Origin of the sequence: Rhodoluna sp., assembly GCF_044232805.1 — a bacterium.
Lineage (GTDB): Bacteria > Actinomycetota > Actinomycetes > Actinomycetales > Microbacteriaceae > Rhodoluna.
This window is the reverse complement of sequence record NZ_JBIILG010000005.1, coordinates 40,493-59,836: the sequence shown is the minus strand read 5'-3', so window position 1 is coordinate 59,836 and position 19,344 is coordinate 40,493. Positions and strand designations below refer to the sequence as shown.

The 19,344-nt window shown below is 47.5% G+C and carries 18 protein-coding genes; 6 read left to right on the top strand and 12 right to left on the bottom strand.

From position 1 onward, the window contains the following. The first annotated feature begins 76 nt into the window (after positions 1-76). On the top strand, positions 77-712 hold the full coding sequence (locus tag AC9UES_RS01805; protein ID WP_509526170.1) for an anthranilate synthase component II: 636 nt from the start codon (positions 77-79) through the stop codon (positions 710-712). A 3-nt stretch (positions 713-715) separates the two neighbouring features. Here AC9UES_RS01805 and pknB read toward each other — a convergent pair whose 3' ends face one another. Genes pknB through AC9UES_RS01770 form a run of 7 tightly spaced genes read right to left on the bottom strand, consistent with a single transcriptional unit; the run spans position 716 to position 9,292 of the window. Then, positions 716-2,578: a Stk1 family PASTA domain-containing Ser/Thr kinase gene (gene pknB, locus AC9UES_RS01800; protein WP_509526168.1), complete on the bottom strand. Its 1,863-nt coding sequence runs from the start codon at positions 2,576-2,578 to the stop codon at positions 716-718. A gap of 48 nt (positions 2,579-2,626) precedes the next feature. Then, positions 2,627-4,024, bottom strand: coding sequence for a protein kinase domain-containing protein (locus tag AC9UES_RS01795; protein WP_509526167.1), 1,398 nt, complete (start codon positions 4,022-4,024; stop codon positions 2,627-2,629). Continuing rightward, positions 4,021-5,475, bottom strand: coding sequence for a peptidoglycan D,D-transpeptidase FtsI family protein (locus AC9UES_RS01790; RefSeq protein ID WP_509526165.1), 1,455 nt, complete (start codon positions 5,473-5,475; stop codon positions 4,021-4,023). Before AC9UES_RS01790 ends, AC9UES_RS01795 begins: the two co-directional genes overlap by 4 nt. Continuing rightward, positions 5,472-6,848 carry an FtsW/RodA/SpoVE family cell cycle protein gene (locus AC9UES_RS01785; RefSeq protein ID WP_509526162.1) on the bottom strand — a complete coding sequence of 459 codons (1,377 nt, stop codon included), beginning with the start codon at positions 6,846-6,848 and terminating at the stop codon, positions 5,472-5,474. The genes AC9UES_RS01790 and AC9UES_RS01785 overlap by 4 nt, the downstream gene beginning before the upstream one ends. Then, entirely contained in the window at positions 6,849-8,093 is a 1,245-nt protein-coding gene (locus AC9UES_RS01780; RefSeq protein ID WP_509526159.1) for a PP2C family protein-serine/threonine phosphatase, read from the bottom strand. It lies immediately after the preceding gene. A gap of 3 nt (positions 8,094-8,096) precedes the next feature. After that, positions 8,097-8,585, bottom strand: coding sequence for an FHA domain-containing protein FhaB/FipA (locus AC9UES_RS01775; RefSeq protein ID WP_509526157.1), 489 nt, complete (start codon positions 8,583-8,585; stop codon positions 8,097-8,099). Further along, the gene (locus AC9UES_RS01770) at positions 8,582-9,292 is read right to left on the bottom strand and encodes a DUF3662 and FHA domain-containing protein (RefSeq protein WP_509526154.1); all 711 of its coding nucleotides are present in this window, start codon (positions 9,290-9,292) and stop codon (positions 8,582-8,584) included. Before AC9UES_RS01770 ends, AC9UES_RS01775 begins: the two co-directional genes overlap by 4 nt. A gap of 84 nt (positions 9,293-9,376) precedes the next feature. On the opposite strand from AC9UES_RS01770, the gene AC9UES_RS01765 reads away from it, so the two are divergent. Then, positions 9,377-10,342 carry a hypothetical protein gene (locus tag AC9UES_RS01765; protein ID WP_509526151.1) on the top strand — a complete coding sequence of 322 codons (966 nt, stop codon included), beginning with the start codon at positions 9,377-9,379 and terminating at the stop codon, positions 10,340-10,342. A gap of 30 nt (positions 10,343-10,372) precedes the next feature. Here the strand turns inward: AC9UES_RS01765 and trhO are convergent, their stop codons facing one another. Beyond that, positions 10,373-11,284 carry an oxygen-dependent tRNA uridine(34) hydroxylase TrhO gene (gene trhO, locus AC9UES_RS01760; RefSeq protein WP_509526149.1) on the bottom strand — a complete coding sequence of 304 codons (912 nt, stop codon included), beginning with the start codon at positions 11,282-11,284 and terminating at the stop codon, positions 10,373-10,375. Between the two features lie 40 nt (positions 11,285-11,324). Here trhO and AC9UES_RS01755 point away from each other — a divergent pair, with 40 nt between their 5' ends. The 3 genes from AC9UES_RS01755 to AC9UES_RS01745 all read left to right on the top strand — a co-directional run bounded on the left by AC9UES_RS01755 (position 11,325) and on the right by AC9UES_RS01745 (position 14,806). Continuing rightward, positions 11,325-13,289 (top strand): M13 family metallopeptidase, encoded by a 1,965-nt coding sequence (locus tag AC9UES_RS01755; protein ID WP_509526146.1) that lies wholly within the window; start codon positions 11,325-11,327, stop codon positions 13,287-13,289. Continuing rightward, on the top strand, positions 13,290-13,838 hold the full coding sequence (locus AC9UES_RS01750; RefSeq protein WP_509526144.1) for an acyl-CoA thioesterase: 549 nt from the start codon (positions 13,290-13,292) through the stop codon (positions 13,836-13,838). Positions 13,839-13,942: 104 nt separating this feature from the next. Beyond that, a complete protein-coding gene (locus AC9UES_RS01745; RefSeq protein ID WP_509526141.1) occupies positions 13,943-14,806 on the top strand; it encodes an alpha/beta fold hydrolase in 864 nt (287 codons plus the stop codon). Here AC9UES_RS01745 and AC9UES_RS01740 read toward each other — a convergent pair. Then, positions 14,803-15,138 (bottom strand): GNAT family N-acetyltransferase, encoded by a 336-nt coding sequence (locus AC9UES_RS01740; RefSeq protein ID WP_509526139.1) that lies wholly within the window; start codon positions 15,136-15,138, stop codon positions 14,803-14,805. The two genes, AC9UES_RS01745 and AC9UES_RS01740, sit on opposite strands and share 4 nt — an antisense overlap. Between AC9UES_RS01740 and AC9UES_RS01735 the strand changes: the two genes are divergently transcribed. Beyond that, positions 15,137-15,997 (top strand): DNA-methyltransferase, encoded by an 861-nt coding sequence (locus AC9UES_RS01735; protein ID WP_509526137.1) that lies wholly within the window; start codon positions 15,137-15,139, stop codon positions 15,995-15,997. The two genes, AC9UES_RS01740 and AC9UES_RS01735, sit on opposite strands and share 2 nt — an antisense overlap. Here AC9UES_RS01735 and AC9UES_RS01730 read toward each other — a convergent pair. The 3 genes from AC9UES_RS01730 to AC9UES_RS01720 are packed head-to-tail and all read right to left on the bottom strand — an operon-like array spanning position 15,982 to position 19,320. After that, positions 15,982-16,740 carry an FkbM family methyltransferase gene (locus AC9UES_RS01730; RefSeq protein WP_509526134.1) on the bottom strand — a complete coding sequence of 253 codons (759 nt, stop codon included), beginning with the start codon at positions 16,738-16,740 and terminating at the stop codon, positions 15,982-15,984. The two genes, AC9UES_RS01735 and AC9UES_RS01730, sit on opposite strands and share 16 nt — an antisense overlap. Positions 16,741-16,778: 38 nt before the next feature. Further along, positions 16,779-18,368 carry an ABC transporter permease gene (locus tag AC9UES_RS01725; RefSeq protein ID WP_509526131.1) on the bottom strand — a complete coding sequence of 530 codons (1,590 nt, stop codon included), beginning with the start codon at positions 18,366-18,368 and terminating at the stop codon, positions 16,779-16,781. Continuing rightward, positions 18,361-19,320, bottom strand: coding sequence for a thiamine ABC transporter substrate-binding protein (locus AC9UES_RS01720; protein WP_509526128.1), 960 nt, complete (start codon positions 19,318-19,320; stop codon positions 18,361-18,363). Before AC9UES_RS01720 ends, AC9UES_RS01725 begins: the two co-directional genes overlap by 8 nt. Positions 19,321-19,344 lie beyond the last annotated feature (24 nt).

Here is a 19,344-nt window from a genome sequence, read left to right as displayed (position 1 = left end):
GGTAACGACGAGTCGTCTTCAGGGGTCGCAGTCAATTTAGGCATGGTCATAATTCTACAAGTAGGCTTTGATTAAGATGACCAAGATTCTCGTGCTGGATAACTATGACAGCTTCGTATACACGCTCAGTGGCTATTTACAGCAGCTTGGCGCCACAACCGACGTTGTGAGAAACGATGCCGTTAGCGCGAGAGAGCTTCCAGAGCTCATGAAAAAGTACGACGGAGTACTAATTAGCCCCGGACCTGGAACCCCCAAGGATGCCGGGCTCAGCATCAATGTTGTTCAAATCGCCCTAGAAACCAATCAATCTGTTTTTGGAGTTTGCCTCGGTCACCAAGCAATCGCAGAGGCTATGGGAGCAACCGTTACCAGTGCTGAAGAACTAATGCACGGTAAGACTAGTGAAGTTGAACACGACAACAGCCTGGTATTCAAAGACGTCCCTAAATCCTTCAGGGCAACCAGATATCACTCTCTGGCTGTTGTCGATAACACGGTGCCTAAAGATCTAGTTGTAACCAGCCGCACCAAAGGTGGCGTAATCATGGGTCTACAGCACAAATCAAAACCCATTTACGGAGTTCAGTTCCACCCGGAGAGTGTGCTCACAGAAGGCGGTTACCAGATGCTTGGAAACTGGCTTGAATCAATTGGACTCAAAGGAGCCGCGACCAAAGCTAAAAAGCTAACGCCGATGATAAAGATCTAGTTGCTATGGGCTCGGCGACGGCGACGGCGACGGCGACGGCGACGGCGAAGTTGTTGGTGAAGGTGAAGTTGTTGGAGTCGGCGTAGGAGTCGGCGTACCGGCAATACAATTCAAAATCAATGTAATGGTTTGTTTCTGTGCTGCGAGACCAGCCGGAATTGACTGAGAGGCAACTATGGTTCCTGCGGAGCCTCCACTAGAAGTACAGGTAGCTGATGGTTGAACCAGTACGTTGAAGCCAACATCAGTTCCCTCCATCGCGCGCCTAGCATCGGTTGCCCCCATGCCAACCACGGATGGAACCAGTACCTGACCGTCAGAGACAAGAAGCTTTACAGCGGACCCATCAGAAACTTGCTCGTTAGCAGCCGGGACAGATTCAATGACTTCACCCTTGGCTATAGTTGCGGAGTTTACTGATGTGATTCCACCAAGGATCAAACCAGCTTTTTCTAATTCTTCTTTAGCTTCTGCTTCAGTTAGACCAGACAACAGCGGAACTGCTGACTCGGATTTGCCTGAAGATACGTATACATCGATCGTGGTTCCGGCTGGAACTTTTCTACCACTCGGTGGATCAGTTCTGATGATTAGGCCTTCTTTTACAGACTCGTTTACTTCTGCAACCCTTTGAACTAGAAGACCCTGGTCTTTCAAAGTTTTACTTCCATCAGCAAAAAGCTCACCAGTTACATCAGATACCTCAACACCGGTTGCACTGTTTGAATCGATTGGAGAAAAAGCTCCACCTAGGGCCACTAACCAAATAATCAAACCAACAAGCGTTACAGCAACACCAGAGCCAACACCCCAAAGCAATTTAGGGGAGGGTAGCTCTTTGGCAACTCGTTCGCGAACAGTTATTGTCGTGGTTGGTTCGCCAGAGGCATATTCGATACCTATTTCTTTGAAGAAATCATCAGCGCTCACAGACTCAATAACCTCTGTTGGCATTGCCTGTTGCTCTGAAACAACGGTTGTCTTTGGAGTAAATCCCGTTTTAGGAATTGACTCCCCACGAATGGCTGCTAGCAGGTGCTCACGGAATTCTTCAGCAGTTTGAAAACGCTCTTCACGGTCTTTAGCCAAAGCGTGTAGAACAACCCGGTCCAGTTCAGGCGTGATTTCTGGATTGTGCTCAGAAGGAGTTGGGACTTTTTCACTCACGTGTTGGTAAGCAACCGAAACCGCAGTGTCACCTTTGAATGGGGGTCTTCCCGCCAACATTTCGAATAGCAAAACACCCATCGAATAAAGGTCGGTTCGAGAATCTACAACTTCTCCACGGGCTTGCTCTGGAGAGAAGTACTGGGCTGTTCCAACAATTCCAGCGGTGTGTGCCTGAGTTTCTGAGGAATCAGCGATTGCCCGGGCAATCCCAAAGTCCATGACTTTTACCTGGCCATCATTGGTGATCATGATGTTTGAAGCCTTTATGTCCCGGTGGATGATTCCGGCTTTGTGAGAAACCTCGAGAGCACTAAGAACGCCCTTGGCGAAGTCAACTGCTTCTTTCAGGCTTAGCTTCTTGTCGTGCATGATGTCTCGAAGAAGACGTCCGTTGACGTATTCCATGATTATGAAAGGAGTCTTGATTTGGCTTCCGTTTGAATCGGTTGAAGACTCTTCGCCGGCATCGTAAATGCGAACGATAGTTGGGTGTGCCATCTTGGCCGAAGCCTGGGCTTCTTTGGCAAAACGAGACTCAAGAGATTCGTCGTTAGCTAGATCTGACTTTAGGAGCTTGATAGCCACCTTGCGTCCGAGGCGAAGGTCGACACCTTCAAAAACATCAGCCATACCTCCGCGCCCAATTAGCTCGCCAACTCTATAGCGGCCAGCTAAGACGCGTTCTTGCTCAGACAATTGTTTCTCCCCAACTCTTCTTGTCCAATAATACCAAGCGCATTCTCACTAGCCGCCTCCGCTGGAACTTGGGCTAGGACTTGGAGTAACTGTGGGGCTAGGACTTGGAGGTACTGTGGGTGACGGGCTAGGACTAGGTGCGGCTTCTCCTTGGATGTAATAAAAAATTCTCACGGTCGAACCAACAGCTACCTGTCCAAGCCCCTCGGCTTGGTAAACGTCCAAAATTCTTGGATCAGTTGGGTCTAATGCCTCACCTGCGACAGCATCCACTAAAAGGCCCTGTTGGGTCAAAAAGGTCGTTGCATCGATGACCTTCTTACCAACAACATCAGCCAGAAAAACACTCACGGTGGAAATCGGCCTGTCGGGATCAGGCGCGGCGGGCCGCTTGGAAACAGAAATAGAAGAAGGGCTTGGAGAAGGGTTTTGTTCAGAAACCAAGCTCATAACAATTGCAATCATCACGCCACCAGCGGCTACCACCAAAACTCCAATGAGCGCCAGCCAAGGCCAAACAACTGGCAACTTTGCTACGGGCTCAGTGTCTGGCGTCGTAGCTGTGTCATTCACTCTTGTCACAGGAGCACTTTGCGGATCGAACACTTCCGTGGCCGAGACGCCTTCAAGCTGCAACCTAAGTGCTCTTGCCCTATTTGATAAATCAAGAGCACTGCCAGGACGCTGATTTGGTTTCTTTGCTAAACAAGACAAAATAAGCTCTTGCACCCGTTTGTCTATGTCATCACCTATAGCCGGTGGCTTGTCATTTATCTGGGCCATCGCGATAACCATTTGAGATTCCCCAGTAAAAGGTCTTCTTCCAGTTAGCGCTTCGTAGGCAACAATTCCAAGTGAGTAAATGTCAGTCGATGGTGTCGCAGGCTTTCCTGTGGCCTGCTCAGGAGATAGGTATTGAACTGTGCCCATGACTTGACCAGTTGCGGTTAGAGCAACTTGATCGGCAACTCTGGCAATACCAAAGTCGGTGATTTTCACTTTTCCAGAAGGGGTAATAAGCAGGTTTCCTGGCTTGATGTCTCTGTGAACAAGTCCGTCTTCGTGAGCTGCGTGCAGCGCTTTAGCGGTTTGCTCAACAATGCTTAGAACTTCAATTTCAGTAAGACGAATTCGCTTTTCAATTATGCGAGCAAGTGAGTCTCCGGCAACAATCTCCATAACCAGATAAGCCGAACCGGAGCCCTCTCCGTAGTCGTAAACATCGGCGATTCCAACGTGGTCCACTCGAGCAGCATGACGAGCTTCAACGCGGAATCTTTCTAAGAAGCCTGGATCACCCATGAACTCAGGCTTGAGAATCTTTATTGCGACATCGCGGAGAATAACCTCGTCGTGCGCTCGCCAAACCTCACCCATACCTCCAATGGCAATGCGATCAACTAGTCTGTATCTATTTCCATAAATCTGCCCGGCTTCTGGTTTCATTTACCAAGCACCACCCGGAAAAACTCTCTAGCAACGGGTGCAGCGGTTGCATTTCCGCCGTAGCCGCTGTCTCTTCCACCACCGTCTTCAATGACGACGGCAATTACAAATCTTGGGTTAGTCGCTGGAGCAAAACCGGTGAACCAAAGAGTTGGTCTAACACCCTCGCCGTTTTCGGCAGTTCCGGTCTTGCCCGCAACTTCCATGTCGGCTATCTCCGCGTTAGATGCAACACCGTTTGATACGGAATCGATCATCATCAACTTGATACTCTCTGCAGTTGCAGCAGTAATCGGTTGTGAGAACACCTGGGGTTGAGGCGCATCAATAACAGAGAGATTTGGGCTAATGACGCTTTCGATGAGGTTTGGCTTCATTAGAACTCCACCGTTAGCAATTGCTGACGAGATCATGGCCATTTGAAGCGGTGTTACTCGAACGTCATACTGCCCAAAAGAACTCAAAGCGAGCTGTGCATCGTCTAGTTCTGGAGGAAAGTAACTCGGGGTGACCATCATCGGAATTCTAAGTTCCTTGCCAAACCCAAAAAGTTCTGCCTGGGCGCGCAATCGATCTTGACCCAGGCCCAACCCAATTTCAACAAATGGGATATTGCAACTAAGAGACAATGCTTTAATTAGGGAAACGGTCGGCCCACCACTACCGCAAGCTCGTTGGGTTGAGTTAAAAACTTCAGAAGTTGATCCAGGAAGCTGAATCGAAACCGGGTTCTGTAGTGTCGAGTCATTGGTATACAAACCAGATTCCAGTGCCGCAGCTGCCACCACCAGCTTGAAAACTGAGCCCGGGTGATACAGGTCTCCGCTAATTGCTTTATTGATAAGTGGATTAGTTGGGTCAGCTTCTAATCTCGCGTAGTTATCAGCAACGACTTGGTTGTCGTGGCCAGCTAGCTCGTTGGCATCAAAACTGGATTTAGAAACCATAGCAAGGATATTTCCGGTCGCTGGGTCAAGAACCACTACTGAACCTTGCAGATCCCCAAGAGCATCCCAAGCGGCCTGCTGCATTACAGGATCAATAGTTAGCTCAACTGCTGCACCGGACACTGGGTTTCCCGAAAGCACCGCGTTGAACTTCTCAAAAAACTGAGAGGAGCTTTGTCCGGAAAGATAAGAGTTAAGCGCTGCCTCCACGCCTGTTGCTCCTCTATAAACCGAGAAGTATCCAGTAACCGATGAGTACATCGGATCTTTGTAAACGCGCAAATACTTGTAAGCGTCGTCTGCCTCAACCGAGCTTGCTATTGGCTTTCCATCAACCAAGATCGGTCCACGAAGGGTTTTGTAACCCTCATACAAACTTCTTACGTTCCTTGGGTCTTCGGCTAAGGCTTCACTGTCCACCGCTTGAATCAAAGAAGCCGAGATAAACAGCGCAATAAACATTGTCGCCACAACTAGCGATACTCTCTTGAGCTCTCTAGTCATCGTATCACCAACTTAGAAGCGTGATCGGTTGTCGAGTCTGAGAGCCGAAGCAGCATCGCGATTATTACCCAGTTGGCAAACAGAGACGAACCACCAGCGGCCAGCAACGGGGTAGTTAGTCCGGTTAGAGGCAGAAGTCTTGTTACCCCTCCAATCACCACAAACACCTGGAGGGCAATAACAAAGGCGAACCCAACGGCTAGAAGCTTCGCAAATTCATCGCTGTGGCTGAAGCCAATTTTCAGGCCCCTTGCAACCAACAAGAAGTAGAGCGCGAGAATTGCAAAGAATCCAATTAGCCCCAACTCTTCGGCGAGGCTAGCAATAATGAAATCACTTTCGGCAAGTGGAACCAGCTGCGGTACCCCACCACCTAATCCTGAACCAAAAACGCTTCCATTAGACATGCCAAAAATTCCCTGAACGATTTGGTAACTACCACCCGCGGCGTCATAGTTTTCTGCTGCGAACGGGTTCAACCAAGTGTCGAATCGCCTGGAGACGTAGTCCAAAACCCGAGAAGCCACCAAGCCGCCGGTGACCAACATAGCTACGCCAATACCGGCATAGAAGGCTCTTCCAGTAGCGACATAGATCATCACCAAGAACAACCCGAAGTATAAAATGCTGGTTCCAAGATCGCGCTGCAAAACCAGGACAAGAATGCTGGCTAGCCAAATCAAAAGAATTGGGCCAAGGTCACGGCCGCGCGGAATTCTAATTCCCGCAATCTTTCTACCAACTACCGCTAGTGAATCCTTGTGGTTCACAAGGTAACCGGCAAAGAAGATAATTAGTGCAACCTTTGCAAGTTCACCTGGTTGGAAGGTAATGCCAAAAAGTGAAATCCAAAGCGTCGCACCGTTGATTGTGGTTCCAATCACTGGAAGCATGGGAAGCAACAACAAAAATATTCCAGCAAACATTGCTGTGTATACGTAGCGTCGCAAAAAAAGCTGCGATGGAATCAAGTAAACAACCGCTGCAGCTACACCCATAGCAAGCGCAGTCCAGAGCACTTGCCTAAAAGCAAACAGCTCAGTTCCGCCAGATGCGATGGTTGCAAGATCTAGCCGGTAGATCATTGAAATACCTAATCCGTTTAAAACAAAAGCAATAGGCAGAATAAGCGGATCTGCTTCGGAGGCTTTTTTGCGCAAAATAAAGTGCACAACTAACACAAAAATCACAGGCGGTAGCCAATAGGTGAATAAGTCAACTGTCATCTTCTCGAGAATTGACAGCTGCACCTGGGCTAGTTCAAAAGCATTTAGGCCAGCTGCAAAAAACAACAGCAGCGCTTCGAGGTTCCTACTTCTTGGAACAATCTTGACTAACTTTGAAATATGAAGTGCGCCAGTAAAAGTACTCAACTACTCACCACCAAGTTGAGAAACGATTCTTTGGGCCTCTTCGGGAGACTCTGCAGTTATGGAGCGCTCGAGGGCTTCGCGCTGGAAGTCGGTAAGTGAATCAACCGAAACATCGGTTACTTCATAGACACTTGAGAACTTAAAGGGACCTAGTTCCTCTTTGATGCCCTTGAAAATAACTACGTAGCCATCATTGATTGCAACGAAATAACGGGTTTGTGTGTATTCAATTGCCAAGAACAATCCGTAGCTAGCTACTGAAATCAGTAGCAAGTAGGTAGCAATCTGTCTAAATCTTCGTGCTCGAACGCGTCCCTTGGTTTCTTTCAAGATTTTTTCTAGCAGCTCTTCTGACTCCGGCTCAAAGCTAACGGGGTCTTCTGGTTTTTGAAGAAGCTCAAGAAGCGTCATTGGGTTTAGCAGTCGTAGTACTTGAAGACCCTTGCGCTGTTCGATTACTACTTCGTTGGCTGCAGAGCCAACCAAAATTCTGCCGGGTGAAAACTCAATTTCATCTTGGGCGTCAACAACGTCTACTAAAATAACGGTGACATTGTCTGGAGCACCAAACTCAAGAGCTTCACCGACAAGCAATTCACCGGCTTCTTGGATGTCGACATTACTTAGAAGGATGTTTTTCATGAGCTGATCTGGAACCACACCCGAGAGCCCATCACTGCAGGCCATCCAGCGATCACCGGGTTTGGTTTCGTATGTGTCAATGTCAACTTCTGGGAACTGTTCGATATCTCCAAGTACTCGCATCAACACACTGCGGCGCGGATGCACCAAGGCTTCTTCCTCGCTGATTCGACCGGTGTCAACCAGTCTTTGGACGAAGGTGTGGTCGGTGGTGATCTGCTTCACTACACCATCACGGGCGAGATAAATTCGTGAGTCGCCGATGTGAGCGATGGTCACCTTGGTACCAGTTACCATCATTGCCGAAAGAGTTGTACCCATTCCGGTGATTGCTGGATGCTGTTTCACGCTGGCATCAATTTTTTGCTTGGCTTGGTAAATGTAGTCAATTAGTTTCTGCTCAGCTTCAGCGCTGGTTGCTAGAGGCTCGTCAGCAAGTGAAATGTGTTGCGATGCGATTGCCGAAGCGATATCTCCTCCAGCGTGACCACCCATACCGTCGGCGACAAAAAACAGATTTACTCCGGCATACCCGGAGTCTTGATTCGAGGACCTAACTCGACCAATATCGCTGGCCGCAAATGAAACTGTCTTTATCGGCAAGAGTTAGGCCCTTAGCTCGAAGGAAGTCTGGCCCACTCGGACCTGAGTGTTCAAGGGAACGACGGTAGTTGTAGTGATTTTCTTCCCATCCAGCAAAGTCCCGTTTGTTGAATCAAGATCTTGAACTAACCATTCGCTATTTATGAATACCAACTTGGCGTGATGGGTGGAAGTGTATTCATCGTCAACGATTAAATCGCTGTCTCCAGCCCGGCCAATAGTAAGTTGTCTTCCAGAAAGCGCTATCTCGGTGCCGATTTTTTCTCCGGCAGTAACCACAATCTTGGTGGCTTTTTGTTCAGAAGGCTTGGCGCCAGCGGGGTTTGAACCAGAGGCGGGAACAAATGCGTTTGGAAGGTTTGCGGAAGCAACCTTGGAAACTACTTTCTGGCCGAAGAGGTCTGCTCTAATCACTGAGATGATGCTGAAAATGAATATCCATAGCAAAACCAGAAAACCAGTGCGAACCAGAAACAAAGCTAATTCACTCACTTGGCCCTCGCTATCACGTTGAACAGAAAACTAGTTCTTCCTGCTGAAAAAGCGGTTCCGTTTTGGAGCACCACTTGGTCAATCTTTCTACCGTTCACTTTGACTCCGTTAGTAGACCCTAAATCGCGCAAAACCGCGCTGGAGCCATCCCAAAGGATCTCAAAGTGCTTTCTACTTAGACCATTGTCCCCGATTTGGATGTCTGCCGTGGAATCTCTTCCAACCGTGGTTTTTGAAGAAACCAAGGAATGGATTACTCCACCCACCTCAAGAACCGGCATCCAGGCTATGTCTAACTTCTTGCTGCTGGAAACTACAGATAGCTGACCCAAGGCCAAGGAGGCATCTTCGGCAAGGGAAATCTCCAGCACTTCCCCGAACTGGAATCTCTGGCTCTTAGCGTGCTCCGAACAAAGCTTGGTGAGCTCTTCTACAAGAGGCTCACCTAAGTCATTAAGCCTTTCATGGTCTTGGAGGCTTAGCCGAACCAAGTAGCTATTGGGTACCAGGATGCGCTCGCGGCTAAGAATGGATGCCTTGGCACCCATTTCTTGCTTGATGGCCGATGCTATCTCCACTGGCTCTAGGCTTGATTTGAAAGTTTTGGAAAACAGTCCAGTAACTTTCTTTTCAAGACCTTTCTCGAACTTATCGAAGAATCCCAAGACATTCCCTTGTTCGGCGGTAAGTGTCCAGTTTACCAACATCACCAGTAATCAACTGATAAAAAAAGCTCCAACACCTAATAACTGCCCGAAACGCGCTTACTTGATTGATTTAGGATTCTCTACATGAAGAAAATACTGATTTTTCTAGAGGAAGTACGCTCCGCAATTCGTGAGGGAACGTACCGGCAGAACATGAAGATTTATTTTCTCTCCAGAATCGCAAAACTTACTGTAAGCATTCTTGCTTTGATTTCCAAGTTACCTGGAATTTCCGGGCTACTTAAATTCCAAACTGGAAAGTTTGGTTTTTTTGTCAGAGACACTTACTTCCTCACTCACAACGCAGGACTTTTGTCTTGCAGCACACTCACTTTGTCTGACATCACAGCAACTGGCCGCACAGTAAGAATAATCAAATCAAACTTTGGCATGAGTCTTTACAAGAAGTGGATCCTAAGAAACAATTGGAAAAGCTATTTTCAAACCCCTCTACATACGAACTCGTCTGAGTTGGAATTTACCGATGGCAAAACCTACCCCAAAGACATTCATGACTGGTGGGGAAAGGACTACTCTGCAATTCCATTCAAAGATGTGCTAGCCACTGTCGGTTTATTTTTTCGTCTTTCGCCCAAGGTTGTGAAGTTATCTGATGGCTTTGTTGAAAAATACGGGATTAATTTAGAAGAAACCATCGGTGTGCACTACCGAGGTACTGACAAGCAAACTGAGATAGAAACCCCAAGCCTCACGGAATTCATATCGCACACTAGGCAGTTCATGCAGGAAATGGCTAACCCAAAGATTTTGCTGCTAACCGATGAGCCTGCTGTCGTAAACGGTTTCGAAGGGGCTTTCCCGAAAGCTGTGATAACTATAAGTGAACTTGCAACGCCCGGTGGTTCACTTGGAGCACACATACTTGATTCTAAAGAACCCGAAGTTCAAGGGCAGACTTTTCTCGCAATCCTATCTTTGGTATCTAAATGCAAAAAGGTAGTCACTCACACCGGAAACGGAGCACTTTGGGAAGTGCTGTTTAGGGGAAGTACCGATGATCTTAAGCAGGTTAGGAACCATGAGCTTTAAGAGCGAACAACTCTGTTTACGGGAGCTTTACTATCCAACTGTTGCGCCGATGCGCTTACCCCTGGTGTGTGAGGGGCTGCAGGCTAGATTCTCTGTAACCTGCGCGCATTCGTCGCAAAGCAAAATCAAATCTCTACAGGCCATAGATGAACAGTCACGGAATTTCTTGGTTGGACCATCACACGCTTCACACTCACCTATCACCTTGGTATCTGGTGAGAAGTCGATATCCATTCGGTCATCAAAAACATAGAGCGAACCTTCCCAGAGGCCTTTATCGCCGAATGCTTCTCCGTAGCGAACGATCCCACCCTTGATTTGATAGACCTCCTGAAAGCCTCGGTTTTTCATTGCAACCGAAAGAATTTCGCAGCGGATACCGCCGGTGCAGTATGTGACAACAGGCTTGTCTTTCAGGTGATCAAACTTTCCTGATTCGATTTCCTTCACAAAGTCATGAGTCGTTTCAACATCGGGCACTACAGCATTCTTGAACTTGCCAATCTTTGATTCAAATGCATTCCGACCATCAAAGAAGACGACTTCATCGCCTCTTTCAGCAACTAGCTGATTTACCTCTTCTGGCTTTAGGTGTTTACCGCCGCCGATTACTCCTCTAGGTCCTACCTGAAGCTCTTCTGGAGCCCCGAAGGCGACCAGCTCTTTTCTGGAGCGAACGCGAAGTCTCGGAAAGTCATTTCCGGTGCCATCAGACCACTTGAAATCGATGCGGTTAAATCCTGGATATTCCTTGGTTGCTCTGGCGTACTTCTTTAGAGCAGTCATGTCGCCACCTAAGGTTCCGTTGATGCCGTGCTTGGAGATAAGAATTCGCCCCTTGAGGCCTAAAGATTCACACAGGGTGCGCTGCCAAAGCTTCATGGCCTCAGGGTCGGGCACCGGCGCAAAGCCGTAGTAAAGGATAATTTTCTGGAGTTCCACATGAAAAAGCCTAGCCTCTAGAACCTTCTAGGATGAAGTAATGAATTTGTCTCCAGGCATTGACGCCAAAGCACTGAACCCAGCGACCAGACCCCAAGATGACCTGTTCAGGCATGTCAATGGCAAGTGGCTAGACACCACTGAGATTCCAGAGGACAAGGCCATCTATGGTTCATTTCACATGCTTGCTGACGCATCCGAGGAAGCAGTCAAGTTGATTTTGGAGGAGGCTTCCGCAAACCCAACACCGGGAGTCAGCCAGCAAATCGGCGACCTCTACGCCTCTTTCTTGGACGAAGGAAAAGCCAATGCTCTTGGCGCCAAACCCATTGAAGCTGATCTTGCACGCATCAAGGCACTGGCCAATCTTTCAGAGGTCACCACCATGCTTGGTGAGTTTGAAAGAACTGGAGTCAGCGGGCTGTTTGGAATGTATGTCGATAACGATCCAAATGATCCAACCAGATACCTAGTGAACCTATACCAAGGCGGCCTTGGTCTTCCCGACGAAGCGTATTACCGCGAAGAAAAGCACGAGAGTATTCGCGAGGCTTATGCAGTCCACATTCAAAAAATGTTGCAGCTAGCTGGCTGGGAACAAGCGGCAGCTAAGGATGCAGCAGCAACAATCTTCGAATTCGAAACTAAGTTAGCTTCAAATCACTGGAACAATGTTGAAACCAGAGATGCCGAGAAAACGAACAACCTCACAAATTTTGATTCGCTAAAAAAGCTAACTACTACCTTTGATTGGAACTTATGGTTTGAGGGCGGAAAAATCAGCCCGAAGGTTCTAAACGAGTCGATAGTGATGATGCCGTCATTCTTCGAATCCCTGAAAGAAACTTTCTCGGAAGCAAACCTAGAGGCCATCAAGCTTTGGATGAGCTGGAAACTTATCAGCCAAGCAGCGGCCTATTTGTCTCAAGATTTTGTGGACGAAAGATTTAGTTTCTACGGAACAACATTGACAGGGGCACCTGTAAACCGCGCTCGCTGGAAGCGAGCCGTGAGCTTGGTTGAGGGCTCGCTTGGTGAGGCTGTTGGAAAGATATACGTTGAGAAGTACTTTCCAGTTAAGGCCAAAAAACGCATGGACGAGTTGGTTCAGTATCTAATCGATGCCTATAAGGACAGCATCGAGAATCTTTCTTGGATGAGCGATGAGACCAAGAAGAAGGCTCTTGTAAAGCTAACCAAGTTCACACCAAAGATTGGTTACCCAGTGAAGTGGAAAGACTACTCGAGCATCAAAATCGATCGCAATGACTTGATCTCAAACGTCAAAAACGTCACCTCTTGGAATCTTGATCGTGAGATGAAGAAAATCGGTTCACAGCTGGATCGTGACGAGTGGTTCATGACCCCACAAACAGTAAACGCCTATTACAACCCTGGCTTCAATGAGATTGTTTTTCCGGCAGCTATTTTGCAGCCACCGTTTTTCTCTTTAGAAGCGGATGACGCCGTTAACTTCGGGGCAATCGGAGCGGTAATCGGTCACGAGATTGGTCATGGATTTGACGACCAAGGATCAAAGTATGACGGCGATGGTGCACTCATTAGCTGGTGGAGCGATGAGGACCGGTCAGCTTTTGAGAAACTGACTTCTAGTTTGATTTCGCAGTTCAATGGACTTTCTCCAGAGCAACTCTCCGACGACCATAAAGTCAACGGCGAGCTAACCATCGGAGAGAACATCGGAGATCTTGGTGGACTTGGAATTGCTTATAAGGCTTATCTGATGTCACTAGGGGATAAAGAGCCTGAGCTAATTGATGGTCTAACCGGCAAGCAAAGACTATTTTTATCTTGGGCACAAGCCTGGCGAACGAAGGGACGAGATGAAATGGTCTTGCAACGACTAGCAACCGACCCACACTCACCTCCCGAGTTTCGGTGTAACCAGATTGTTCGAAACATTGACGCTTTCTACGAAGCATTTGAGCTGAGACCTTCTGACAAACTTTGGTTAGAAGAGTCCAAGCGAGTGAGTATTTGGTAAATGAAACTATGGCTCAGAGTTATCTATCAGCTAATGAGCTGGAGATTTAGATCAAAGATAAACATCAATGAAGTAGCTAAACGCCGCTTCAGGGTTTGGCCAACAGATCTAGATATTTACGCTCACATGAACAACGGTGTTTTTCTCACCATTATGGATTTAGGTCGCTATGACCACGGCAAGAGAACCGGTATTTGGAATAAATGGAACAAAATCGGTTGGTATCCGGTGGTGGTAGCAGAGAACATAACTTTCAGAAAGTCCCTACAGCTTTGGCAAACCTTTGATCTGGAATCAAAAGTTATTGGTTGGACCGACGAGGCATTCTATTTTGAACAAAGATTTGTGGTTGGCAAGGAGATATACGCCAGAGCAGTAGTTCGAATCAGGTTCCTGAAAAGATCTCGTGGCATCGTTACCCCCAAGGAAATCTTGGAATACACGCCTTGGAACGGCCCGCTTCCGATTCTCCCGCAGTGGGTTGCCAACTGGTCAGCTGCCTCGTCTTTGCCTAAGGGTAGAGACCCAGCGCCTAGCGAATGGGAATGACTGCAAAGATGAATCGTAGGGCTCTTTCTGAACAAGCGGTATCGATTACTCAACACCGGTTTGGTTCATTACAAGAGAGAATTATCTAAAGAGAGGTTAATTAAATGACCGAGCTACCCATTATTCGATCTTTTCAAGACGAACAAGGCATCGAGATCAAGTTTTACGAATGGCCAGTTGCCGACCCTAAAGCAGTTGTTCAAATTGCTCACGGACTCGGCGAGCACGCCAGACGCTACGACCAGATGGCTGCGGTTCTAAACAGGGCAGGCTTTAGTGTTTACGCTGACGATCACAGAGGCCATGGTCAAACTGGCCTTGGCCAAATAGATAGAAAACAAATCAAGAAGCTGGGAAACCTAGGGCAAGGTGGCATGGATGCTACTTTCAAGCAGGTCCTCGATTTTTCAAAGCTCATCAAGTCCGAAAATCCAGGCAAACCACTGATTTTTGTTGGGCACAGCTGGGGCTCATTCATTGCACAAAAAGTCATAAACAATTCGTCAGATTTGTATGACGCGGTTGTGCTGTCGGGAAGCGCCTTAACAATGCCTGGGTATTTAGCGACAGGTGATTTCAATAAAGTTTGGAAAAAGCTTCCTGGGTCAACCGGTTATGAGTGGCTATCAAGAGATCTTGAAGTTCAGAAGAAATTTGTTGCTGACCCGCTAACTTTCCTGGCTGCAGCTATGCAAGTTTTCGGCGTTTCCAACTCTTTGAAATTATTTGGGACTCCATCAAAAAACGTGAGAAGTGATCTTCCAATTCTTGTCCAGGTGGGCGAAGCCGATCCAATCGGTGGTGAGTATTCCAATAAAGCACTTGTAGAGGCGTATCGAAAGAAGTCCGGAATTCAAGACATTGAGCTATTTGTTTATCACGATGCTAGGCACGAGATCTACAACGAGCTAAACAAGGACGATATTCTCCAAGACTTAATCAAGTGGATAAACATCCGAATTGGTTAGTTTGCTTCGCTCCTAGGAAGTTTGCACGCGGCAACAGCTTCCTCGATTGAACCCTTGAGTAGATCATGAGTTTCAGGATGACGCTGCATGTACGTGACCACATACGAGCAGACTGGGACAACCTTGTCCTGTGAGTTTTGACGCATGTCCAAAAATGCCTCACGCATCAAAATAGCTGCGTAGTTTTTCCCTTGATGCTCGGGGTTTACTTCGGTGTGGACAAAATGTCTCTCACCGGGCATGCGGCTGTAATCAGCTAGCCCAACCCGATCATCTCCTAGCCAAAGCTCATAGCGGTTGGCCTGATGGTTGTGTACAGCTTTTGGTTCCATGGCTGTTAATCTACTTCCTATGGCGACTTTGGAAAACACCCTTTACTTTGGCGACAATCTAACTGTTTTGAAGCTAATCCCTGACTCTTCAGTTCAACTTGTTTACATTGACCCGCCTTTCAATACTGGCCGAGAACAACAACGATCTAAAGTAACGACCAAGAGAAATAACGAAGGTAACCGTATTGGTTTCAAGGGAGAGCGCTACGAGACGGTCAAGTCCACGGTCTTGTCCTACGACGATCAATTTGCCAACTACTGGGAGTTTCTAGAACCAAGAATCGAAGAAGCGTTTCGGGTTCTAGTCAATTCAGGAACTCTCTATCTGCACCTAGATTATCGAGAAGCCCATTACGCCAAAGTGTTACTGGATGCCCTGTTTGGCCCAGAGTGCTTTTTGAACGAAATTATCTGGGCCTACGACTACGGAGGCAAGTCCAAGAGTCGATGGCCCGCCAAGCACGACACTATTTTGGTTTACGTAAAAGACCCAAAGAACTACTTCTTCAATTCCGAGGAAGTAGACCGTGAACCGTACATGGCACCTGGACTAGTTACGCCAGAAAAGATTGAAAGAGGAAAACTTCCAACAGACGTTTGGTGGCACACCATCGTCTCGCCTACAGGTAAGGAGAAAACTGGTTATCCAACCCAAAAGCCCGTTGGAATTCTAAGAAGAATCATTCAGGCAAGCAGTAAACCAGGCGATGTAGTTTTGGACTTCTTTGCAGGCTCTGGAACTACAGGGTTTGTGTCTAATGAACTAGGCAGGGTATTCATTTTGGTAGATCAAAATCCTGAATCAATTCAGGTTATTAAAGATCGCCTACCTAAAGGCAGTTTTCAGTTTGTTGACTGAACATACCAATCATCGAAATCTGACAAATCTGCATGAACCTGCTGGTATCCGTTAGCCAACAATAGACCGTTGATCTTCTCGCGGGTGTCTGCAAAATTGTGTTCCACACAAATCGCACCAAACCGGTAGCTCCGGAAATCAAAGTTCTTTAGGATCTCAAATTCGCTACCTTCAGTGTCAATTGAGAGAAACTCGATGTAATTAGGGGCACCGTGTGCCACCAAAAGATCTTGCAGTGAAATTGTCTCTACTTCGTAAGAAGAAGTAGTTCTTTTCAGTAGCCCGTGACTGTTTGGTTCAGCGTATTCAGTAATGGCCGACAACTCGCCTAGATAGTTCTCTGAGAAACCGATCTTCTGTCCGGATGCCGAGTAAACACAACGAGTGTCGATTGTGCAGCTTCTGTTTTTGCCCAGGGCCTGATGCCAGCTCTTACTAGGTTCACAAAGAATCCCCGACCATCCAAAGTGTTTTTCCAGAATGTGACTATTGCTTAGCGCAACGCCATCTGCGGCTCCAAATTCAACAAAAAAGCCGGGGTTATTGAAGCCCGTGACCGACAGAGCCAGAATGTCTTGCCCAAGTTGACTCTTAGAGTGGCGAAGAAGATTGTTTGCCTGTGCTCTCGAGATTTCTTGCCCTGACTTCCAGATTCTTTGGATCAGAGTCCTCTTGGTTTTGGAGCTTATGGAATAGCCAAGTGCCAGAAGTACTTTGGCGGCAAGTTCTTTGATTATCGGCACCACACGAATCTACCAGCCGTTGCTGTAAGACAGAATCCTTAAGCCTGCACCTTCTCTTTCGGTACTCTAGAGACTAAAAACACAACAACAGCGCTTAGAACAATCAAGATCGCGGAGACCGCCATCGCCATTCCGTAGTTTTGTTCTCCGGGCCTAGAAATTAACCTAAAAAGCAAGGTGGGAATTGTTGCTTGCGAGCCGTTGGCTAGAAAACTGCTTGCACCAAACTCCCCAATTGAAATAATTGCCGCGAAGCCAAGAGATGTCAGAAGAACACTTCGAATCATCCTGGATTCGATAAATCTCCAACTCTGCCAGCTTGTTGCTCCGTCTAATTGCGCCTGCTCAATCGGTTCTCTTCCAAGAGAAACAAGTGCCGGGTGAACTAAACGAATGACCATAGGAAGAGCAATCAGCGCTTGAGCCAAGGGAACAATTAGCCAGCTCGAACGTAAAGGAAACCACGAAGCATCAAAAGAGACCAAAAAACCAAATCCCAATACAACACTTGAAACACCAAGCGGAAGTAGAAACACTAGATCCAGTAAGCGGAATCTGGTTCTAGTAAGTAACCAGGAAATAAGTGTTCCCAACACAAAAGCGATTACGGCTGCAACCGCCATGTTTCGCAATGAGTTCACAGCCGCTTCAAGAAAAGTAATGTTTAGAAGCTCCCTTGCTCCCCGAGTGCCAAGATTCAAGTAATTATCAAAACCAAAGTCGCCACTAACTTCAAAGGCTCTAACTAGCACAAGCAGCAGAGGCATTGCTAATAAACCCACCCAGATGACAACACTTATTGCAAGTGCCAACAAATCTCTGCGGTCAACTCTTGGCTTAGTTGATCCCTCAAACACTTGCTCGAGACCAAAGCTGCCTTTGGCAAGTTTGGTGCTAACCAAGAAAGCCAGAGCGGTTATCAGGGTCTGAATCAAGACCAGTGCAGCAGCTAGCTCAAGATCTAGTCTTTGAGTTGCCGCAAAGAAGATCGCAGTTTCAATGGTTTGAACTTGCCCACCTCCTAGAACCAGAACAATCCCAAAAGATGTTGCTGAGAAAAGAAAAATCAAAGCCGATGCTGAGTAGATTGCTGGCTTGAGCTGAGGCAGAGAAATCAAAAGGAGTGTTCTGAGCCTTCCGGCTCCATCTAGCTCAGCGGCTGACTCGATGTCAGAATCCAGAGTTGCCCAGACCCCACCAATGGTCTTTACTGCTATCGAGTAGTTCACAAACACGTGGGCCGCAATAATCCAATAGACCGGATCTGCCAAGAAAGTAAGCCCAAGCCCTAGGTAAAACTCATGGACACTTCGAAAGACCGTGAACCCAACGGCTACAACAATACTTGGCAGCACAAAGGGCACGGTTATGAGGGCTCTAACAAGTTGTTGACCAGGAAAAGATCTTCTATATAAAAGGTATGCGCCAGGAATCGCGATTACCACGGTAATGACCGTGGACAAAGCCGCCTGCCAGATCGTGAACCACACAACTTCTAGTGTTTTTGGCTCAGTCAGTCTCGCTAACCAGTTACCAGATGCTCCAAGCAAGGAGACTTCAGTGACCGGCCAGTAAAAAACTACCCCGACAAATAGAAGGGGTACCAGCCACAGTTTTTTTCTAGTCAAAAATTGCAGACCACTTGTCCTGCCAGCTAACTCTGCTGTTTGCAATATCCAGACCCTCACCAATCGTGGATTTAGCTGGTGGCCCAAACTGCGCCCATTCGGCAGGTACAACTGCTTCGGGATTCACCGGATACACATACATGAGCCCCGGCATAGTTGATTGAAAAGAAGCAGATAGTAAAAACTCAGCTAGTTCTTTTGCTCCAGCTGAATTGCTTGCACCCTGCAAGATGCCAACATACTCAATTTGTCGGAAGCACTCATCTAGAAGCGGCACAGTTTGAGAGACCCCATCTTCTCTCACCTCTGCAGCTGGCGATGAACTGTAGCTAAGAACTACAGGGTAGTTTCCTTTACCTGCGGAACCAGAGAACTCAGTAAAGTAAGCCTCTTCCCAACCAGTTGCAACTTTGACTTTGTTATCTCTTAGCTGTTGCCAGAAAGCTTCGAAACCGTCTTCTCCAAAAGCAGCAACTGTGGTTGCCAGAAAAGCAAGACCTGGGGAAGAGGTCAAGGGATTACTAACTACCGTCAGCCCCTCATAGGCCGGCATGGTGAGATCTCTCCAGCTACTCGGTGGAGTTAGATTGTTTTCTTCAAACCACACCCTGTCGTAATTGAAGCAAACGTCTGAATAGGTAACTTCGGATAGAGAACCGTCAATGAGGTTGTTTTCATCGGCTACACCCCGGAAGGTGTTGTCGATTCCGAACACCACATCTCCAATAGGAGAGTCTTTGGTCAAAACGAGTCGGTTAGTGACGCTTCCTGCATCCCCTGCTCTAACGATCTCGAGCTTGACGCCTGACTGCTGTTCAAACTCTGCGATTGACTCATCTGAGATCGCAAATGAATCGTGGGCCACTAGGGTCACAACCTGAGCCTGAGTGGTTGGCGCACAGCCAGTGAAGAACAAGGCTGCGGTTAGTGCAAGTAGTGCGATTCTTTTCATTTCGTGCCCCTTAATTACTTGTAT